Source organism: Pseudarthrobacter linnaei (assembly GCF_055412825.1).
The window spans coordinates 74180-92410 of sequence record NZ_JBVAYX010000003.1 but is presented as its reverse complement, the minus strand read 5'-3'; the positions used below and the strand labels follow the sequence as shown (position 1 = coordinate 92410).

16 protein-coding genes are annotated in these 18231 nt (G+C 66.9%); 11 read left to right on the top strand and 5 right to left on the bottom strand.

Features of this window, described 5'->3' with window-relative positions:
- Positions 1-58: 58 nt before the first annotated feature.
- Positions 59-445: a phage holin family protein gene (locus tag ACZYZ3_RS04205; RefSeq protein ID WP_463962586.1), complete on the bottom strand. Its 387-nt coding sequence runs from the start codon at positions 443-445 to the stop codon at positions 59-61.
- 101 nt (positions 446-546) lie between these two features.
- Here ACZYZ3_RS04205 and ACZYZ3_RS04200 point away from each other — a divergent pair, with 101 nt between their 5' ends.
- The 4 genes from ACZYZ3_RS04200 to ACZYZ3_RS04185 all read left to right on the top strand — a co-directional run bounded on the left by ACZYZ3_RS04200 (position 547) and on the right by ACZYZ3_RS04185 (position 5611).
- Entirely contained in the window at positions 547-1665 is a 1119-nt protein-coding gene (locus ACZYZ3_RS04200; RefSeq protein WP_463962585.1) for a histidinol-phosphate transaminase, read from the top strand.
- A gap of 147 nt (positions 1666-1812) precedes the next feature.
- Positions 1813-3069 carry a pyruvate dehydrogenase (acetyl-transferring) E1 component subunit alpha gene (gene pdhA, locus ACZYZ3_RS04195; protein WP_463962584.1) on the top strand — a complete coding sequence of 419 codons (1257 nt, stop codon included), beginning with the start codon at positions 1813-1815 and terminating at the stop codon, positions 3067-3069.
- Positions 3069-4049 carry an alpha-ketoacid dehydrogenase subunit beta gene (locus ACZYZ3_RS04190; RefSeq protein ID WP_463962583.1) on the top strand — a complete coding sequence of 327 codons (981 nt, stop codon included), beginning with the start codon at positions 3069-3071 and terminating at the stop codon, positions 4047-4049. The genes pdhA and ACZYZ3_RS04190 overlap by 1 nt, the downstream gene beginning before the upstream one ends.
- 59 nt (positions 4050-4108) lie before the next feature.
- Positions 4109-5611: a dihydrolipoamide acetyltransferase family protein gene (locus ACZYZ3_RS04185; RefSeq protein ID WP_463962582.1), complete on the top strand. Its 1503-nt coding sequence runs from the start codon at positions 4109-4111 to the stop codon at positions 5609-5611.
- Between the two features lie 285 nt (positions 5612-5896).
- On the opposite strand, the gene ACZYZ3_RS04180 is transcribed toward ACZYZ3_RS04185, so the two are convergent.
- Positions 5897-6124 (bottom strand): hypothetical protein, encoded by a 228-nt coding sequence (locus ACZYZ3_RS04180; protein WP_463962581.1) that lies wholly within the window; start codon positions 6122-6124, stop codon positions 5897-5899.
- A 182-nt stretch (positions 6125-6306) separates the two neighbouring features.
- On the opposite strand from ACZYZ3_RS04180, the gene ACZYZ3_RS04175 reads away from it, so the two are divergent.
- Positions 6307-7905, top strand: coding sequence for an AMP-binding protein (locus ACZYZ3_RS04175; RefSeq protein ID WP_463962580.1), 1599 nt, complete (start codon positions 6307-6309; stop codon positions 7903-7905).
- 166 nt (positions 7906-8071) lie between these two features.
- Positions 8072-8419 carry a YegP family protein gene (locus ACZYZ3_RS04170; protein ID WP_463962579.1) on the top strand — a complete coding sequence of 116 codons (348 nt, stop codon included), beginning with the start codon at positions 8072-8074 and terminating at the stop codon, positions 8417-8419.
- Between the two features lie 110 nt (positions 8420-8529).
- On the opposite strand, the gene ACZYZ3_RS04165 is transcribed toward ACZYZ3_RS04170, so the two are convergent.
- The 3 genes from ACZYZ3_RS04165 to ACZYZ3_RS04155 form a co-directional block, all read right to left on the bottom strand.
- A complete protein-coding gene (locus ACZYZ3_RS04165) occupies positions 8530-8961 on the bottom strand; it encodes a universal stress protein (protein WP_463962578.1) in 432 nt (143 codons plus the stop codon).
- A gap of 51 nt (positions 8962-9012) precedes the next feature.
- Complete coding sequence (locus tag ACZYZ3_RS04160) at positions 9013-10305, bottom strand: aminotransferase-like domain-containing protein (RefSeq protein WP_463962577.1); 1293 nt, start codon at positions 10303-10305, stop codon at positions 9013-9015.
- Between the two features lie 129 nt (positions 10306-10434).
- A complete protein-coding gene (locus tag ACZYZ3_RS04155; RefSeq protein ID WP_463962576.1) occupies positions 10435-10998 on the bottom strand; it encodes an NAD(P)H-dependent oxidoreductase in 564 nt (187 codons plus the stop codon).
- 124 nt (positions 10999-11122) lie between these two features.
- Between ACZYZ3_RS04155 and ACZYZ3_RS04150 the strand changes: the two genes are divergently transcribed.
- The 5 genes from ACZYZ3_RS04150 (at position 11123) to ACZYZ3_RS04130 (ending at position 18142) form a co-directional block, all read left to right on the top strand.
- Positions 11123-11719, top strand: a complete 597-nt coding sequence (locus ACZYZ3_RS04150) for a TetR/AcrR family transcriptional regulator (protein ID WP_463962575.1) — start codon at positions 11123-11125, stop codon at positions 11717-11719.
- Positions 11720-12083: 364 nt separating this feature from the next.
- Positions 12084-13070: an ABC transporter permease gene (locus ACZYZ3_RS04145; protein ID WP_463962574.1), complete on the top strand. Its 987-nt coding sequence runs from the start codon at positions 12084-12086 to the stop codon at positions 13068-13070.
- A gap of 2 nt (positions 13071-13072) precedes the next feature.
- Positions 13073-14083, top strand: coding sequence for an ABC transporter permease (locus ACZYZ3_RS04140; RefSeq protein ID WP_463962573.1), 1011 nt, complete (start codon positions 13073-13075; stop codon positions 14081-14083).
- An 8-nt stretch (positions 14084-14091) separates the two neighbouring features.
- Positions 14092-16377 carry a dipeptide ABC transporter ATP-binding protein gene (locus ACZYZ3_RS04135; RefSeq protein ID WP_463962763.1) on the top strand — a complete coding sequence of 762 codons (2286 nt, stop codon included), beginning with the start codon at positions 14092-14094 and terminating at the stop codon, positions 16375-16377.
- Between the two features lie 52 nt (positions 16378-16429).
- Positions 16430-18142, top strand: a complete 1713-nt coding sequence (locus ACZYZ3_RS04130) for an ABC transporter family substrate-binding protein (RefSeq protein ID WP_463962572.1) — start codon at positions 16430-16432, stop codon at positions 18140-18142.
- The last annotated feature ends 89 nt before the right edge of the window (positions 18143-18231 follow it).

Below are 18231 nucleotides of genomic sequence, written 5' to 3'. Positions count from 1 at the left end.
CCTCATTCCCGCGCCGCCTTCCGGGCCCGGGCCGCGCCGGGGTTCCGGGCACCCTGCCCTAGCGGTCGAGCGCGGGGAGGAAGCCAGCCACGAGAGACACCGCACTGATAATGAGCGCGGCGAACACCGCCGTCCAGAAGAAGGAATCAATGGTGAAGTGCACGGTCGTGTAGCTGCTGATCCAGGACGTCAGGTAGAGCATCCCCGCGTTGATGACAACAGTGAAAAGGCCCAGGGTGAGGATGGTGATCGGCAGCGACAGGAGACTGACGATCGGCTTGACGAAGGCGTTGACGAGGCCGAAGATCAAGCCGATGAACAGATAGCCCAAAATGATGCTGACGGTGCTGCTGCCCGCGGTGGAGATATCCAGGCCGGTGAGGATCCAACACGCGATGGCCAGGGCCAGCCCGTTGACGACGACTCGAACGATAAATGAGCGCATTGGCTCATGCTGTCACAGGCCCGGCGGCGGCGGCAGGGACCATATCCCCCTCTTGTGGCAGAGACCCGAGTGGGGCATGGACCCGAAGTAGGCTAGTTGGCATGACTTCATCAGAGAACACGGCCGGGGGCATCAGGCCCCGTCCGGTGGTAGACCTCCTTCCCCGCTACGCGGCCGGCAAACCGCCGGTCCCCGTCGAGGGACTGGTCAGCTACAAGCTTTCCTCCAACGAAAACCCGTTGCCCCCGATCCCCGCAGTGCAGCAGGCCATCGCGGCGCAGACCGACTTCAACCGCTACCCGGATCCGCTGAGCAGCAAGCTGCGCGGCGCGCTCTCCCAGTTCCTGGCGGTTCCCGCCGAGGACATCGTCACCGGCGCAGGAAGCCTCGGGGCGCTGAACCAGTTGCTGGCCACCTTCGCCGGGCAGAACGAAGACGGCAAGCCCGACGAGGTCATCTACGCCTGGCGCTCCTTCGAGGCGTACCCGATCTGCGTTGGCCTGGCCGGCGCCGAGAGCGTCCGGATCCCGCTGACCAGCGAGGGCCGCCACGATCTCGACGCCATGGCCGCCGCGGTAACGGCGCGCACCCGGATGATCCTGCTGTGCACGCCCAACAACCCCACCGGGCCGATTCTGACCACCGAGGAAACCGAGCGCTTCATCAAAAGGGTTCCCTCCGGTGTCGTCGTGGTCATCGATGAGGCCTACCAGGAATTCGTCCGTGACGAGCAGGCCGTCGACGGGATCGAAATGTACCGGAAGTACCCCAACGTCGCAGTCCTGCGGACCTTTTCCAAAGCGCATGGCCTGGCCGGGCTGCGGGTCGGCTACAGCGTTTCCCAACCGGACCTCACGCAGCACCTGCGCGTCTCGGCCACCCCCTTCGCGGTGTCCCAGATCGCCGAAATCGCGGCGGTGACCTCGCTGGAGCACTTCGGCGAGGTTGTAGAAAGGGTACAAAGCCTCGTGGACGAACGGGACCGCGTCACCGCCGGCCTGCGGGGCCTCGGCTGGTTCGTGCCTGAGGCCCAGGGCAACTTCGTCTGGCTCAATCTGGGGGCGGACAGTGCGGAATTCGCGACCCTGGCGGGGGAGCGGGCCCTCTCCGTCCGCGCCTTCGCCAACGAGGGAGTGCGGGTCAGTGTCGGCGAGCCCGAGGCCAACACCCGCTTCCTGGAACTCTGTGCGATCTATACAAAACCGCCGCGGCGTTCCTAGCGCTTAACATGACGGCCGCGGCCAGGCGGCTGCGGATAAAGTAGGGACGAGTAAGCCAATATATATGCCGGACCGGGAATGTATTACCGGTCCGGCATATACCCCAGCGATTGCGGCGCATTCGGATGCGGCAGGCAAGGAGACGGTATGGGCGCCACACATCTGCCCTCTACCGAGTTCGATGGAACCGGCATTGAGGACCGGCTCGAGGCGGAGGCCGAAGCCCGCCTGGGCGATCCGGCCGAGCCGATGGTGCAGCTCCTCGCACCCGATGGCACGTTCGGCTCCGATCCCGTGTTCTCGGACTACGCCGAACGGCTCGATCCGGAGAAGCTGCGCGGATTTTACGCCGACATGGCGAAAATCCGCCGCTTCGACGTGGAGGCAACCGCGCTGCAGCGGCAGGGCCAGCTGGCCCTCTGGGTTCCGCTCACCGGTCAGGAGGCCGCCCAGATCGGATCCGGCCGGGCCAGCCAGCCGCAGGACTACATCTTTCCCACCTACCGCGAACACGGCGTCGCCCTCACCCGCAACGTTGACCTGGCCGAGCTGCTGCGCCAGTTCCGCGGCGTCTCCAACGGCGGCTGGAACCCCAAGGACACCAACTTCCACCTCTACACCCTGGTCCTCGCGGCGCAGACCCCGCATGCGGTCGGCTACGCGATGGGGATCCAGCGCGACCAGAAGTTCGCGGCGTTGTCCGCACTCGCGGGCGGAACTGGCCAGGCCGCGGAGCCCAAGGCTGCCGTCATGGTCTACTTCGGCGACGGCGCCAGCTCCGAAGGCGACGTCCATGAGTCCATGGTCTTCGCAGCGTCCTACAAGGCCCCCGTGGTGTTCTTCTGCCAAAACAACCACTGGGCGATCTCCGTGCCCAGCTCCGTGCAGACCCGCATCCCGCTCGCCGACCGGGCCAAGGGCTACGGATTCCCGGGCATCCGGGTGGACGGAAACGACGTGATCGCCGTCCATGCCGTCACCGAGTGGGCGCTGGAGCGTGCCCGCCAGGGCGGGGGCCCGGTGTTGATCGAGGCATTCACCTACCGTGTTGGCGCCCACACCACGGCCGACGATCCCACCAAATACCGGGAATCCGCGGAGGAAAACCGGTGGCGGGCGAAGGATCCGCTGGAGCGCCTGGAGAAGTACCTCCGCGCCGGGGGAATGGCCGATGACGCCTTCTTCGAGCAGGTCAGGGCCGACGGCGACGAACTCGCCGCCTACGTCCGCAAGACCACCTACGATCTCGAAACTCCGGACATCCGGACTTCCTTCGCCAACACCTACGTGGAGGCCCACCCGCTCGTGGCAGAGGAGCTGGCCTGGTTCGAGGAGTACAGCGCGGGCTTCGCCGATGAGGCAGGACCCGCGGAGACAGCCCGGGCAGAAGGTGCGGCCAACTGATGACCACCATGACCATTGCCAAGGCCATCAATGAAGGCCTCCGCGCGACGCTGAACAACAACCCCCGTGCCCTACTCATGGGCGAGGACATCGGACCCCTGGGCGGCGTGTACCGCATCACCGACGGCCTGATCGCGGAGTTCGGCGCAGACCGCGTGGTGGATACCCCGCTGGCGGAGTCCGGCATCATCGGCACCGCGATCGGGCTGTCGCTCCGCGGCTACCTGCCCGTTTGCGAAATCCAGTTCGACGGCTTCGTCTTCCCGGGCTTTAACCAGATCACCACCCAGCTGGCAAAAATGCACGCCCGCAGCAACGGCAACCTGACCGTGCCGGTCGTCATCCGGATCCCCTACGGCGGCGGCATCGGATCGATCGAGCACCACTCGGAGTCCCCGGAGGCGCTCTTCGCCCACACGGCCGGCCTGCGGATCATCACCCCGTCCAACCCGCACGACGCCTACTGGATGATCCAACAGGCCGTCGACTGCCAGGACCCCGTGATCGTCTTCGAACCGAAGCGGCGCTACTGGCTCAAGGGCGAGGTCGACACGCAATCGCCCGGACCCTCCGCGGACCCGTTCAAGGCACACGTGCTCCGCGAGGGAACAGACGCCACCGTCGTGGTCTATGGACCCCTGGTCCCGGTCGCCCTGGCAGCTGCCAACGCCGCGGCCGAGGACGGCCACAGCGTCGAGGTGGTCGACCTGCGTTCCATCTCGCCGATCGACTTCGACACCGTCACCGACTCCGTCAAAAAGACGGGCCGTCTGATTGTGGCCCACGAGGCCCCGACGTTCGGCGGCGTCGGCGGCGAAATCGCGGCCCGGATCAGCGAGCGTGCCTTCCACTCACTCGAGGCGCCCGTCATCCGTGTCGGCGGCTTCCACATGCCCTATCCGGTGGCCAAGGTGGAGGAAGACTACCTCCCGGACATCGACCGCATCCTCGAGGCACTGGAACGCGCCCTTTCCTACTGACCGCGCCCCCTTCCCGCTGGCCGCTTCCCGCTGAGGCACCTTCTCCCAACAAGGACACCATGACTCTTCACAAGTTCAACCTCCCCGATGTGGGCGAAGGGCTGACCGAGGCCGAGATCGTCGCCTGGAAGGTCAAACCCGGCGACACTGTGGCCATCAACGATGTCCTGTGCGAAATCGAGACCGCAAAATCCCTCGTTGAGCTGCCCTCGCCGTTCGCCGGCACCGTCACCGAGCTCCTCGTCCCCGAGGGCCTGAGCGTCGACGTCGGGACCCCGATCATCAGCGTGAGCGACTCTGCACCCTCCGGCCCGGCCGCCCCGGCTCCGGCCTCAGACCCGGCACCCGATGCTCCGCTGTACGGAAAGCTGGAAGCGGACTCCTCGGGCGCCGGTGAATCGGCCGGGGGCGCGGCCGTCGGTCCCCTGGTGGGCTCCGGTCCCAAGGCCGACGCCGTCAAGCGCCGCCGGCGGGTGGCCGCACCCGCCGCGCAGCCGGCGGCCGCGTCGGACTCCGTCGCCGGGCCGGCCCCGCTCGCCGAGCCTGTGGAGGCGCACGATATCTGGATCAGCCCGGAGGCCGTCGCCCACGCGAAGGGCCCCGCCCCTGCGGACGGCATCGACCAGCGTCCCACCCTCGGCGGGGCCATCAGCGGCCTGGTCAGCAGGGTCCTGGCCAAGCCTCCCGTGCGCAAAATCGCCCGAGACCTGGGCATCGACCTGGCCGACGTCGTCCCTACCGGCGCCCGCGGCGAGGTGACCCGCGAGGACCTGGTGAGTTACCAGGCGCAGCGCGACGCCGAGGTAGACCAGGCGGACACCTTCTGGGGCAGGACAGGCCGCCCGCAGGGACAGCGGATCGAACGGATCCCGGTCAAGGGCGTCCGCAAGGCGACGGCGCGGGCCATGGTTGAGTCCGCGTTCGCGGCGCCGCACGTCAGTATCTTCGTCGACGTCGACGCCAGCCGGACCATGGAGTTCGTCAAGCGCCTCAAGGCCTCCCGCGACTTCGAAGGCATCAGGGTCTCACCGCTGCTGATCCTCGCCAAGGCCGTCATCTGGGCCGCGGCCCGCAACCCCAGCGTCAACGCGACGTGGGTGGACAACCCGGACGGCAGCGACTCCGCCGAGATCCATGTCAAGCACTTCATGAACCTCGGAATCGCCGCCGCCACTCCCCGTGGCCTGATGGTCCCGAACATCAAGAACGCCCAGGACCTGTCCCTCAAGGAGTTGGCCCTGGCCCTGAACGAGCTCGCCACGACCGCCCGGGCCGGCAGGACCCAGCCCGCGCAGATGCAGGACGGCACCCTGACCGTCACCAACATCGGTGCCCTCGGCATCGATACGGGCACGCCGATCATCAATCCCGGCGAAGTGGCGATCGTGGCCTTCGGCACCATCAAGCAGAAGCCCTGGGTCCTTGACGGCGAGGTGATTCCGCGTTGGATCACGACCCTCGGCGGCTCCTTCGACCACCGCGTGGTGGACGGCGACCTCTCGGCGCGGTTCATGGCCGACGTCGCGTCGATCCTGGAAGAACCCGCCCTGCTGCTCGACTGAGCCGCAGGGACCCGGGCCGGATCGCGCCATTCCGTGCTGGGTCGCCGGCTGATGCGTTGATTGGACTCGTTCCCTACTGCCCCGCGCCTTGACCGGCCCATTTTTCAGGAGGCACGGCGCTCCAGCCCAGTTACTTCAGCCGTTCCTACCCGGCGTCCGCGGAGTTCCGGGCTGCGGCGGGGCTGATCCGCGCTCCATACGCCAGTAAGCGGGCGGGAACGCCAGGCACCGCCGCTGGGCATGCTCAGCGGCGGGGTTGGTGGTTGCGGACCTCGGCCCTGCGGCCTAGCTGCCCGGGTAATTCGACAGCAGTTCGGCCATGGCCGGATCCCGGCAGATCCCGGCCATGGCGGCGGTGTCGGCGAACATCACGCCAGCGAGCCCATGATGCACGCGGTGGCAACGGCTTTCCTGGCGTCGCGGACGGCGCTCCGTGCCGCCGGGCATGCCCAGGCCATGGGAGAACGTGGTGGGGGCACCGTCCGTGGAGCCGTCGTCCAGGAATGCGATCACACGATCGGCCTGGCGGTGAACGCGCATGGCTGTGACGCGGTTGCCGTGCCGGCCGTGATCCGCATGATCCTGCCCGGGCATTGGGGCGCGGCTCGGCGCGGTCCTGTCCAGGCAGGCCCGCCGGCACTAGAGTGGCAGCAGCCGCCGCCAGCGGGGCGGACGCGGATCAAAGGAGATGTTGCGTGTTTTCGAGCCCGTTCCCCGATGTGGAAATCCCCGACGTCAGCCTGTATGACTACCTTTTTGGCGGCCTGGAGGATGCGGACCTGGACCGGATCGCCGTCGTCGACGGCACGAGCGGCGCTGAGATCAGCTACCGGGCCCTCGTGGGGCAGATCGATGCCGTGGCCGGAGCCGTCGCCGCCCAGGGCCTGGGCGTCCACGGCGTCGCGGCGGTCCTGTGTCCCAACGTCCCGGCGTTCGCCGTCGTCTTCCACGGACTGCTGCGCGCCGGCGCGACGGTCACGACCGTCAACTCCCTGTACACGGCGGACGAGATCGCCCTCCAGCTCGCCGACGCCGGCGCTCAGTGGCTGTTTACCGTCTCCGCGCTGCTCCCCGCAGCGCAGGAAGCCGCCACCCGGGCCGGAATCCCGGCCGAACGGCTCGTTGTTCTCGACGGCGCCGCCGGCCATCCCTCGCTGCGGGACCTCCTGGCGGCGGGCGCCCCAGCGCCGGACGTCAGCTTCGATCCGGCCACCCACGTGGCCGTGCTCCCGTACTCCTCCGGGACCACCGGCCGGCCCAAGGGGGTCATGCTCAGCCACCGGAACCTCGTGGCGAACGCGGAGCAGTCCCGCGGGCTGCTCCAGGTCACTCCGGAGGACCGCCTGCTGGCCCTCCTGCCGTTCTTCCACATCTACGGGCTGACCGTGCTGCTGAACCTTGCCCTGCGCCAGCGTGCCTGCCTGGTCACGATGCCGAAATTCGAGCTGGCCGAGTTCCTGCGGATCATCCAAAACCAAAAGTGCAGCTACTTGTTCATCGCACCGCCCGTGGCTGTGGCCCTGTCCAAGCACCCGATGGTCGCCGACTATGACCTCAGCTCCGTCCACACCACCCTGTCCGGCGCGGCCCCGCTCGACGGTGAACTGGGCGGCAGGCTGGCGGAGCGCCTTGGCTGCCGGGTGCTGCAGGGCTACGGCATGACCGAGATGAGCCCCGTGTCCCACCTGATCCCGGTGGACGCCACGGAGCTGCCCGTCAGCTCCGTGGGATACACCGTCCCCAATATGGACTGCAGGCTGCTGGATCCGGCCACCGGGGAGGATATCGAAATTCCGGCCGAGGGCACCAGCGCCCCCGGACACCTGCTGTGCCGCGGACCGAACGTGATGCTCGGCTACCTCAACCGGCCCGAGGAAACGGCGGACACCCTCGACACCGACGGCTTCCTGCGCACCGGGGACATCGCCACCGTCCGCGCCGACGGCGTGGTCACGATCGTGGACCGGCTCAAGGAACTGATCAAGTACAAGGGCTACCAGATCGCCCCGGCGGAGCTTGAGGCGCTGCTTCTCACCCACCCCGGCATCGCCGACGCCGCGGTGATCGGAACGTCCGACGCCGACGGACAGGAGGTGCCGATGGCGTTTGTCGTGCGCCAGCCCGGGAACGACGGCGAGGGCCTCGACGAGGCTGCGGTGATGGACTATGTGGCGGCCAGGGTGGCGCCCTTCAAGAAGATCCGCCGGGTCGAGTTCATTGACGCGGTGCCAAAGTCCTCCTCCGGCAAGATCCTGCGCCGGATGCTCAAGACGGCGGGCGCAGCTACCGGGTAAGCCCCAACGCCGGCAGACCCCGGGCCAATGCAACGGCGGCCGGCGGACGCCAAATCGATCCGCCGGACGGCGAATGTGACGCAGCCACTCTGGAGTGACCTCCCCCACAGCGTATAGTCAGGAGTAGGTCAGGACGCGGCCATTGGAACCCCATCGTGGAGCTACCGTGCACAAGATTCCCCCCGTTCTGCCCTCCGCCGCCCAACGCAAACACGCGATTAGACCTGTGCCGCATGCCCCGGCGCTGGCGCGGTCCGGCGCCGTTGGCGCCGCTGCAATCCGCCGGTCCTCAGCGCCCGGCAAATTTGAAATCGTCCGAGGCGACGGGGGTGCGGTCCTCATCCGCATGCTGGACGGGAACGGGGCCGTGCTGGCCCTCTCCCGGGCGTACCCGGACATCGCCGCCGCGGTGGAAGGTGTTGAGGCCGTGCGGGAATGCGCAGCCGCGGCCCACATCTCGGACGAGACGGCGCGATCCCCCGCCCCGGAAACCCCTACCCCGCCGCGCCCGTAACGAGGCCGCCGCGACCGCCGACACGGAATTCCTGGCGGCTGCCGATCACCATTGGGGGTGACCGGATGCCGCCACAAGTGCCACTCCCGCCCTGCGGTCGCGGTGCGCGCCTATTCGGACGGGTCGGTCTTGGCGATGTAGACGTCGCAGGGGGCGTTGTGGGCCACGGAGTTGGCAACGCTCCCGAGCACGCGGCCCAGGCCCTTCATCCGTCGGTTGCCGACCACAATCAGCTGGGCGCCGGACCGGGCCGCCTCGTCGATCAGGGCCTCGGCCGGTTTGCCGCGGGCGGCGGCGTAGGTCACCTGGACTGCGGGCGTGCGAAGGCTGTCGGCGACGCCGCGGGCAACCTTTTCGGCGTCCCCGGCGTCGGAGACAATCCACTTGTCGCTGCCGCTGCCGAACACCTCGGTCCTGTCGCTGTCGAACGCACTGACGACATGAAGCGTGGCCCCGAGCGAAGCGGCCAGGTCACGGGCGGTTTGCGCGGCCTTCAGGGCAGTCTCGCTGCCGTCGACGCCGACAACAATAATTCCGGTCATGATGTGCTCCTTGGTCAAGGAAAGTCTTCGGACGTGCACCGATGACTCAGGCTACAGGGCGGCGATGGCTTCCTGCAGGACCGGCGCCAGCCGCCGCACCCCTTCGCGGATGGACTCCGGCGGGACGGCGCTGAAGGCCAGCCGGATCTTGTTGGACGGGTCGTCGGAATGCGTAAAGGCCGCGCCCGGAATGAAGACCACCCCGGCGTCGATCGCTTTTTTCAGCAGCGGATAAGTGTCCACGCCCTCGGGAAGCGTGACCCAGACGAAAAAACCACCCTCCGGGCGGGTCCAGCTCAGCCCTGGGGGCATGTACTCGTCGAGTGCGGCCAGCATTGCGTCGCAGCGCTCCTCGTACAGCCCCCGGTACGTCTCGATCTGGCCGCGCCAGTCGTAGTCGCGGAGGTAGGCGGAGACGAGCATCTGGTTGAGGGTCGGCGGACACAAGGTGACAGCCTCCGACGCCAGGTAATAGCGGCGCTGGAGGTGCGCCGGGACGAGCGCCCAGCCGATCCGCAGCCCGGGTGCGAAGATCTTCGAAAAGGACCCCATGTAAATGACGTCGTCCGGATTCGCAGCCCGCAGCGGGGTGAGCGGTTTGCCGTCGAAGCGGAGCAGTCCGTAGGGGTTGTCCTCCAGCACCAGAATATTCGCATTGCGGCATATATCCACGACCTGCTGCCGGCGCTCGGCGGACAGGGTGATCCCGGAGGGGTTGTTGAAGCTCGGGATGGTGTAGAGGAACTTGATGTTCTTGCCCGCGGTCTGTAGGGCGGCGATCCTGGCCTCCAGGAGGTCGGGGACGATGCCGTCGTCATCCATCGGCACGGTGGCCACCTGGACCTGGTACGCCTCAAAGGTGTTGAGGGCGCCGACGTAGGTGGGGTCCTCGACGAGCACCACGTCGCCGGGATTGCAGAAGACCTTGGTCGCCACGTCCTGGGCGGACTGCGATCCCGCCGTAATCACCACGTTCTCAGGCCTGGCGTCCAGGATTCCCTCAGCGGCCATCACTTCGCAGACCTGGGTCCGGAGTTCTTCGGTGCCCTGGCCGCCGCCGTACTGCAGCGCGGTCATGCCCTGTTCGGCAATAATCTTGGCGGCGGTCTGGCCGAGCCGTTCCAGCGGCAGCGACTGCAGGTACGGGCTGCCGCCCGCCAGCGAGACGAGGCCGGGGCGCATCGAGATGTCGAAGACGTCGCGGACTGCCGATTGCCTGATATTTGCTGCGCGCTCCGAGAACAGGTCCTCGTGGCGGTGGGCGGACGTAGCCGCACGTTCGATTGCGTCAATTGCCTCGGCCGGGAGTGCTTCTGCGGCGGCATCAAGTGTTTCGTGGGTCACATCTCCCAGAATACAACCCATGTTGCCGCGGGAGAAACTTTTGTTTCCCTAATGCCGCAAAGATTCGCGGACGCGGACACCCCCGGCCGCAGCAGGGCGGCCGGGGGTGTCCGGAGTGGAGCGGGGGAGCTACGCTGCGGAGGCCGTGCGGGACACTTCCAGCGCCTCGAAGACCGCCTTGATTTGCTCAACAATCTCGGCGTCGTCCTTCGGGTGGACCTCGGCGAAGCGGACCATGGAGCCCGGGACGGCCAGCTTGACGTCCCCGAGCACCCGGGCCCCGGCGATACCCACGGCCTTGCGCGCCTCATCCTGGGCCCACACGCCACCGAACTGGCCGAAGGCGGTGCCGACGACGGCGGTCGGCTTGCCGCTCAGGGCGCCGGCGCCGAAGGGGCGGGACAGCCAGTCGATGGCGTTCTTGAGCGAAGCGGGAACCGTCCCGTTGTGCTCGGGAGTGACCAGGAGCAGGGTGTCGGCGCCGTTGGCGGCGGCGCGCAGGGCGGCTGCGGCGGCAGGAACCCGGCCCTCGACGTCGATGTCCTCGTTGTAGAACGGGATGTTGCCGAGGCTGTCGTGGATGAGGACCTCCACCTGTTCCGGGGCGTTGAGCTGGATGGCTTCAGCGAGTTTCTGGTTGGTGGAATCGGCGCGCAGGCTGCCGACCAGGGTGAGAACGGTGTTCTTGGACATGTGAACTCCTGGGTGTCGCGCCGCGGGTGATGCTGCGGCTGGCTGATGATGGGGGCTTTGCCGGCCTTCACAGATCAAAACGGACTGCGGTCCGCTTCTATTCCCCGTGACTAGAATGAGCCTTGTGAGCCTGATCCCCATCCGCCCGGGCCTGGAGCCTGAACGCCGCGACGCGGCCCGCAACCGCGAACTGCTCCTCCGCGCTGCCCGCGAGCTCATCGAGGAATGCGGGGCGGACGGCCTGACCATGGGCACGCTGGCGCAGCGGGCCGGCGTGGGCAAAGGGACGGTGTTCCGCCGGTTCGGCAGCAGGGCCGGGCTGATGGTGGCGCTGCTCAGCGACGCGGAGGCCGGGTTCCAGGGGCGGTTTATGTTCGGCCCGCCGCCGCTGGGCCCCGGCGCCCCGCCCCTGGAGCGGCTCATCGCCTTTGGCCAGGAGCGGATCGGCTGGGTGCTGGAATTCGGCGAGCTGGCCCGGGCCGCGGACGTGTCCGCCTACAACCGGTTCGACGTGCCGGCGGCCGTGCTCTGGCACCGGCACCTGGAGATGCTGTTGCGGGAAGCGGGCGTGACGGCCGACCCCTGGCTGATGGCCACCTCGCTGAGCGCCACCCTGGAACCGGAGCGGATCCTGCACGCCGTCCGGGTGCACCAGATTGCCCCGGAGCGCCTCACCGCGTCCTGGCGCGAGCTCGTCTCGCGCGTCGTGCGCGGGGCGTAGCCGGACCGGCACCCCTGGCGGGCCGCATCCCAAATCAATTCCCCGGAATTATTCATAACGATCTGATACCTGACACGCGGAATGCCGGTCCCGGGGTCGTCCGGCGGCGGCATGCATGTGATAGTTTCCTCTGGAATGTGACCTGCAACATAGTCCACCAGGACTCGCCGAAAGGCTCGCGGGCGGCCAGATACCCGCTGGCCAGGATCCCGGATCGGCAGCGGTAAACCCCGTGCCGGACGGGGATTACGGAAGGACCAAGTTGTGAATCTTGTCAGGAATCCTGCGCGCAGCGAGGCTGAAAACACCGATCCGGCCGCGGCAGAGACCGCACAGACAACGGCGATCCAGAACTAGTCGTCCCATGCTCCGATACCTCGCCAAACGTGCAATCACGTATGTCTTCATGATCTTCCTGACAACCACCGCCGGGTACTTCCTGGCCGTGAACACCCTGCAGCCCGCACTGCTGGAGCAGGAACGGATCCCGCGGCCCACCCCCGAGCAGGTGGCCAATTCTTTCCGGCTCAAGGGCCTGGATCCGGAGCTCAGCGCGTGGGAGCGCTACGTTGAGTGGCTCACGGCGATCGTCACCCGCTGGGACTGGGGACGCAGCCCCAACGGCGCGTTCATCAACGCCGAATTCGGCGACCGGGTCTGGATCTCGACCCGGCTGTTCCTGGCCTCCATCATCCTGACCCTGATCATCGGCGTCGCACTGGGTGTCTACACGGCAGCCCGGCAGTACAAGGCCTCGGACCGGGTCATCACCTCGTACAGCTACCTCGTCTACATCGTGCCCGCACCGATCGCCTACTTCCTGGTGCAGCTCGGTGCCATCAACATCAACGAATCGGTCGGCGAACGCATCTTCTTCGTCACCGGCATCTCCACTCCGGGGCTGGAGGGCGACGGCTGGGTCCAATTCGTGGACATGCTGGCGCACTACGCGGTGCCGACCTTCGCGATCACGATCGTGGGGTGGGGCACCTACCAGATCGCCCAGCGCCAGTACCTCCTGGATAACGTGAACGCCGACTTTGTCCGGACGGCGCGGGCCAAGGGACTGACCCGGAACCAGGCCATCAGCCGGCACGCCCTGCGGGTGTCCTTCATCCCCGTGGCACAAAGCATCGCCTTCACCATCCCCGCCATATTTGCCGGCGGCTTCTTCGCCGAGAAGATCTTCGCGTGGCACGGCGTCGGCTCCTGGAGCATCGACGCGATCGCCCTGCAGGACGTCAATGCCGCGACGGCGACCCTCGCCTACGGCTCCGTGATCTTCGCGATCGGCGCGATCCTCGCGGACTTCGCCACCACGCTGGTCGACCCGAGAGTGCGGGTGCAGTAACCATGACAAACCTCAATACCATCGACCCGGCCGCCGTCGCCGGCGGGGCAAAAATCGAGAATGACGACGTCGTCATCGCGAAGTCCTCGATCATCCTCCGCCGCTTCCTGCGCAACAAGACGGCCGTCGTGGGCCTGGTCATCTTCCTGGCCCTGACCCTGTTCTCCTTCGTGGGCGGGTTTTTCACCAGCTGGGACAAGGAGACGATCGACCCGTTCAACATCGGCATGCCGCCCTCGGCCGAGCACCTGCTGGGCACCTCCCAGGCCGGAATCGACCTCTACGCCCTGACCGTGGAGGGCACCCGGATCTCGATCCTGATCGGCCTTGTCGTGGGGCTCGTTTCGGTCCTGATCGCCGCCGTGTACGGCTGCACCATGGCCTATTTCGGCGGGAAGGTGGACAAGGTCATGCTGTTCGTCCTCGAAGCCCTGATCATGATGCCGGCCCTGCTGGTCGTCGCCGTGGCCACGAGCGGCGGCGGCAACGGCCTGCAGCAGTCCCTGCCCAGCTGGCTCCTGCTGATCATCGTCCTGCTGGTCTTCAGCTGGATGGGCACGGCCCGCCTCATCCGCTCGCTCTCGATGTCCCTCATGTCGCGTGACTTCGTCAAGGCGGCCCAGTACATGGGCATCCCGCCGCGGCGCATCGTCTGGCGGCACCTTGTCCCGAACATCGGCTCGCTGCTGGTCCTGGACATCACCCGCGGCATCACCGGCGCGATCCTGGCCGAGGTGGCGTTCTCCTTCATCGGGATCGGCATCAAGGTCCCGGACGTCAGCCTGGGGGTGCTGATCGGACAGGCCACCTCCCAGGTCTCCACCTTCCCGTGGATGTTCTGGGTCCCGCTGACCGTCATGTTCCTGCTGACCGGTTCGCTCGCCATGATGAACGACGGCCTGCGGGACGCGTTCGATCCCAGTTCCAGCTCGGTTGGCCGCGCCAGGAAGGGCGGCCCCGGGAAGAGTGAGTCCGGCAAGGCACACAAGACCGCACAGAAGAAGACCCCATGAGCCACGAAATGACCGCCAGCACCGCGTCCGCCGGTCTCGCCGCCGCCGACCTTTCCGACGTCGAGCGCCTCCACGTCGCCGGGCTGCACGCCGCAGGTGATGCCCCGGCGGATGCCGTGCTCTCCGTTCGGGACCTGAACGTCCGCTTCAACACCGAGAACGGGGAGGTCCACGCCGTCCGCGGCATCGACTTCGACCTCCGCGCCGGGAAAACCCTTGGCATCGTGGGCGAATCGGGCTCAGGAAAGTCCGTTACGTCCTTGGCCATCCTGGGCCTGCTGCCCCCGACGGCGGAGATCACCGGTTCGGTCCGGCTCCAGGGCAAGGAACTGCTGGGACTCAGCGACAAGGCCATGTGCCGGTACCGCGGCAACGACATCGCCATGGTCTTCCAGGATCCGCTGTCCTCACTGACCCCGGTCTACACGGTCGGCAACCAGATCATCGAAGCGCTTACGGTCCACAACCCCACCATGAGCAGGCAGGCCAAGGAGGCGCGCGCCGTCGAGCTTCTCGGTATGGTGGGCATCCCCAGCCCGAAGGACCGGCTCAAGGCCTTCCCGCATGAGTTCTCCGGCGGCATGCGCCAGCGCGTCATGATCGCCATCGCGATCGCCAACAACCCGCGCGTGCTGATCGCCGATGAGCCCACGACGGCGCTCGACGTCACCATCCAGGCGCAGGTCCTGGAGGTGCTGCACACCGCGCAGGAGGAAACCGGCGCCGCCGTCGTGATGATCACCCACGACCTTGGCGTCGTCGCCGGCATGGCGGACGACATTATGGTGATGTACGCCGGCAAGCCGGTGGAGACCGGCAGCGTCGACGACATCTACTACAGCCCCCGGATGCCCTACACGATGGGCCTGCTCGGCGCGGTGCCGCGCGTTGACGTGGCCGAGAAGTCCTCGCTGGTGCCGATCGAGGGCATCCCGCCGAACCTCATCCATCCGCCCACGGGCTGTTCCTTCGCGCCGCGCTGCCCGCTCGCGAGCGACTCCTGCCTGCACGGCGAACCGGAGTTGTGGCCCGTTGCCGGGGACAACCCGGACGGCGGACTGCCGCACCAGGCCGCCTGCATCAAGACGGACTCCCTCGGCCTGGAAGTGGACGTCCGCGAGATCTTCAAGGCCCCGGCCGTTCCGGTGTCACACTTTGACGCGATCCCGCGCGCAGAACGCCGGACCGTGCTGGAACTCAGGGACGTCAGGAAGCACTTCCCGCTGATGAAGGGCGCCCTGCTCAAACGCCGGATCGGCACCGTCAAGGCGGTCGACGGGCTGAGCTTCGACATCCGCGAGGGCGAGTGCTTCTCGATCGTCGGCGAGTCCGGCTGCGGCAAAACCACCACCCTGCTGGAAATCATGGAGTTCCACAAGGACCAGGACGGCGAGGTGGTCATCGGCGGCCTCAGCAACAAAGAAGCCTCCGACGCAAAGACCAAGAGCGCCATGCGCAAGGAACTCCAGATGGTGTTCCAGGACCCCACCGGCGCCCTCGACCCGCGCTTCACCGTCTTTGAAGTGCTGTCCGAGCCGCTTGAGAACGCGGGCATGGCCAAGCCTGCGATCCGTAAGCGGATCATGGAGCTGATGGAACTCGTGGGCCTCCAGCCGGACCACGTCAACCGCTTCCCCAACCAGTTCTCCGGCGGCCAGCGCCAGCGCATCGGGATCGCCCGCGCCCTCGCCGTGAACCCCAAACTCGTGGTCCTGGACGAGCCGGTGTCCGCCCTGGACGTGTCCGTCCAGGCCGGGGTCATCAACCTGCTGGACCAGCTCCGCGCGGAACTCGGGCTGAGCTACCTGATGGTGGCCCACGACCTGTCCGTGGTGCGGCACATCTCCAACCGGGTCGCCGTGATGTACCTGGGGAAAATCGTGGAGATCGGCGACGTCGACAACGTCTTCGACAATCCGCGCCACCCCTACACCCGGGCGCTGCTCTCCGCGATCCCGGTCCCCGACCCGGTCCTGGAACGCACCCGCGAACGCATCATCCTGCAGGGCGATCTGCCCTCGCCGCTCGAGGCGCCGGCGGGCTGCAACTTCGCCACGCGCTGCCCGGTCTTCGCGTCACTGCCGCGGGCGAAGCAGGAGAAGTGCCTGACCCAGGAACCCGCACTACTGACGGTCACGGACTCCCAGGAAGCCGCCGGCGCCGGAACCCCCGGGCGTTCGGCCGGCACCGGCCGCCGGGCCGTCCCCGGGGCTCCCACAGACCAGCAATTCGCCTGTTTCTATCCCGACGGCGAACTGGACGCGGACATGCTCGTTATCCGCGAAACCACCTGACCTGCCAATCACACGCATCACAACCCGCACCAAAAGGAATGAAGGGGAACACATGAAGAATCTGACCAAGATCGGCGGCGTTACCGCCGTCGTTGCAGCGCTTACGCTGACCGCTTGTGGCGGTGGCGGCGGCGCTGCACAGGGTCCCGCGACCGCCAAGGGCCAGGACGCGGGAAGTGACCTGGCCAAGCTGGTGAGCATCAACGCGAAGGAAGCCAAGGACCTGCAGCCGGGCGGCACCGTCACCCTGCCGCTGGGCAACATCGGTCCGGACTTCAACGGGTTCTCCAACAACGGCAACAGCGCGGACAATACCGCCCTGCACCGCCCCATCGACCAGGCCGGCACCTGGGGCTGCTGGAACTTCGACTTCGACGGCACCGCCACGCCGAACAAGGATTTCTGCGAGGACGTCAAGAGCGACGTCAAGGACGGCAAGCAGACCATCACCATCAAGGTGAACGAGAAGGCCACCTACAACGACGGCACGCCGATCGACGTCAAGGCCTTCGAAAACACCTGGAACATGCTCAAGGGTGAGAACAAGGACATCGACATCGTCAGCTCCGGCGCGTACGAATTCGTTGAATCCGTCAAGGCCGGCTCCAGCAACAAGGAAGTTATTGTCACGACCACCCAGCCGGTTTATCCGCTGGATGCCCTCTTCACCGGCCTCGTGCACCCGGCCGTGAACACCCCGGCGATCTTCAACGAGGGCTTCACCGGAGACATGCACCCGGAATGGATGGCCGGGCCGTTCAAGCTCGACCAGTACGACAGCGCCGCCAAGACGGTCACCCTCGCCCAGAACGACAAGTGGTGGGGTACCAAGCCGGTCCTGGAAAAGGTCGTCTTCCGCCAGCTGGAGAGCAGCGCCGCGATCGCCGCTTTCAAGAACGGTGAAATCGATGGTGTGTCCGCCAACACCATCACCCCGTACAAGCAGCTCGACGGCACCAAGGACTCCGAGATCCGCCGCGGCCAGCGCCTCTTCGCCGGCGGCCTGAACCTCAACGCGCAGAAAGCGCCGATGACCGACGTCGCGATCCGCAAGGCGATCTTCACCGCCGTCGACCGCGAAGCGCTGCGCAAGGTCCGCTTCAACGGCCTGAACTGGGAAGAAACCAGCTCCGGATCGATGATGCTGCTGCCATTCTCCAAGTACTACCAGGACAACTACCCGGTCAAGGAGACCGGCGCCGAGGCCGCCAAGAAGGTCCTGACGGACGCCGGCTACACGGCCAACGCCGCAGGCATCATGGAAAAGGACGGCGTCCCGGCCGCGTTCAAGATCAGCAACTTCGGTGACGATCCCACCACCCTGGCGTTCGCGCAGACGCTGCAGAACCAGCTCAAGGCCGGCGGCATGGATGTTGGCATCGACCAGCGCGCTTCCGCCGACTTCGGCAAGGTCCTGGGCAGCCGCGACTTTTTCATGAGCGTCTCGGGCTACACCGTGGGCGCCGACGCGACCGACTCCGTCAAGCAGTTCTACGATTCCACGACGAACGAGAACGAACTCGGCGACGCCGAGCTGGACGCCGAGATCAAGAAGCTCTCCACCATCGCCGACAACGCTGAGCGGAACAAGGCAGCCATGGAAGTTGAAAAGAAGCACATGGAGAAGTACTTCTCCATGGGGGTTGTGATGAACGGCCCGCAGATCTCCTTCGTGCGCACCGGCCTGGCCAACTACGGCCCGTCCCTGTTCAAGAGCCTGTCCCAGGTTCCGGACTGGACCACGCTCGGCTGGGAAAAGAAGTAACACCTCCCGGCTCTTCATGCAGCGGCGGCCGGCATTCCCTGATTCTTCGGGGGTGCCGGCCGCCGCCGCTTAAACCCGGGACGGCCGGG

What these genes read in the sequence shown, in the direction of transcription:
- ACZYZ3_RS04135 (WP_463962763.1), top strand. Translation starts at nt 14,092, where the DNA reads ATGACCGCCAGCACCGCGTCCGCCGGTCTCGCCGCCGCCGACCTTTCC.
- pdhA (WP_463962584.1), top strand. Translation starts at nt 1,813, where the DNA reads ATGGGCGCCACACATCTGCCCTCTACCGAGTTCGATGGAACCGGCATT.
- ACZYZ3_RS04165 (WP_463962578.1), bottom strand. Translation starts at nt 8,961, where the DNA reads ATGACCGGAATTATTGTTGTCGGCGTCGACGGCAGCGAGACTGCCCTG.
- ACZYZ3_RS04185 (WP_463962582.1), top strand. Translation starts at nt 4,109, where the DNA reads ATGACTCTTCACAAGTTCAACCTCCCCGATGTGGGCGAAGGGCTGACC.
- ACZYZ3_RS04190 (WP_463962583.1), top strand. Translation starts at nt 3,069, where the DNA reads ATGACCACCATGACCATTGCCAAGGCCATCAATGAAGGCCTCCGCGCG.
- ACZYZ3_RS04200 (WP_463962585.1), top strand. Translation starts at nt 547, where the DNA reads ATGACTTCATCAGAGAACACGGCCGGGGGCATCAGGCCCCGTCCGGTG.
- ACZYZ3_RS04140 (WP_463962573.1), top strand. Translation starts at nt 13,073, where the DNA reads ATGACAAACCTCAATACCATCGACCCGGCCGCCGTCGCCGGCGGGGCA.
- ACZYZ3_RS04155 (WP_463962576.1), bottom strand. Translation starts at nt 10,998, where the DNA reads ATGTCCAAGAACACCGTTCTCACCCTGGTCGGCAGCCTGCGCGCCGAT.
- ACZYZ3_RS04145 (WP_463962574.1), top strand. Translation starts at nt 12,084, where the DNA reads ATGCTCCGATACCTCGCCAAACGTGCAATCACGTATGTCTTCATGATC.
- ACZYZ3_RS04205 (WP_463962586.1), bottom strand. Translation starts at nt 445, where the DNA reads ATGCGCTCATTTATCGTTCGAGTCGTCGTCAACGGGCTGGCCCTGGCC.
- ACZYZ3_RS04130 (WP_463962572.1), top strand. Translation starts at nt 16,430, where the DNA reads ATGAAGAATCTGACCAAGATCGGCGGCGTTACCGCCGTCGTTGCAGCG.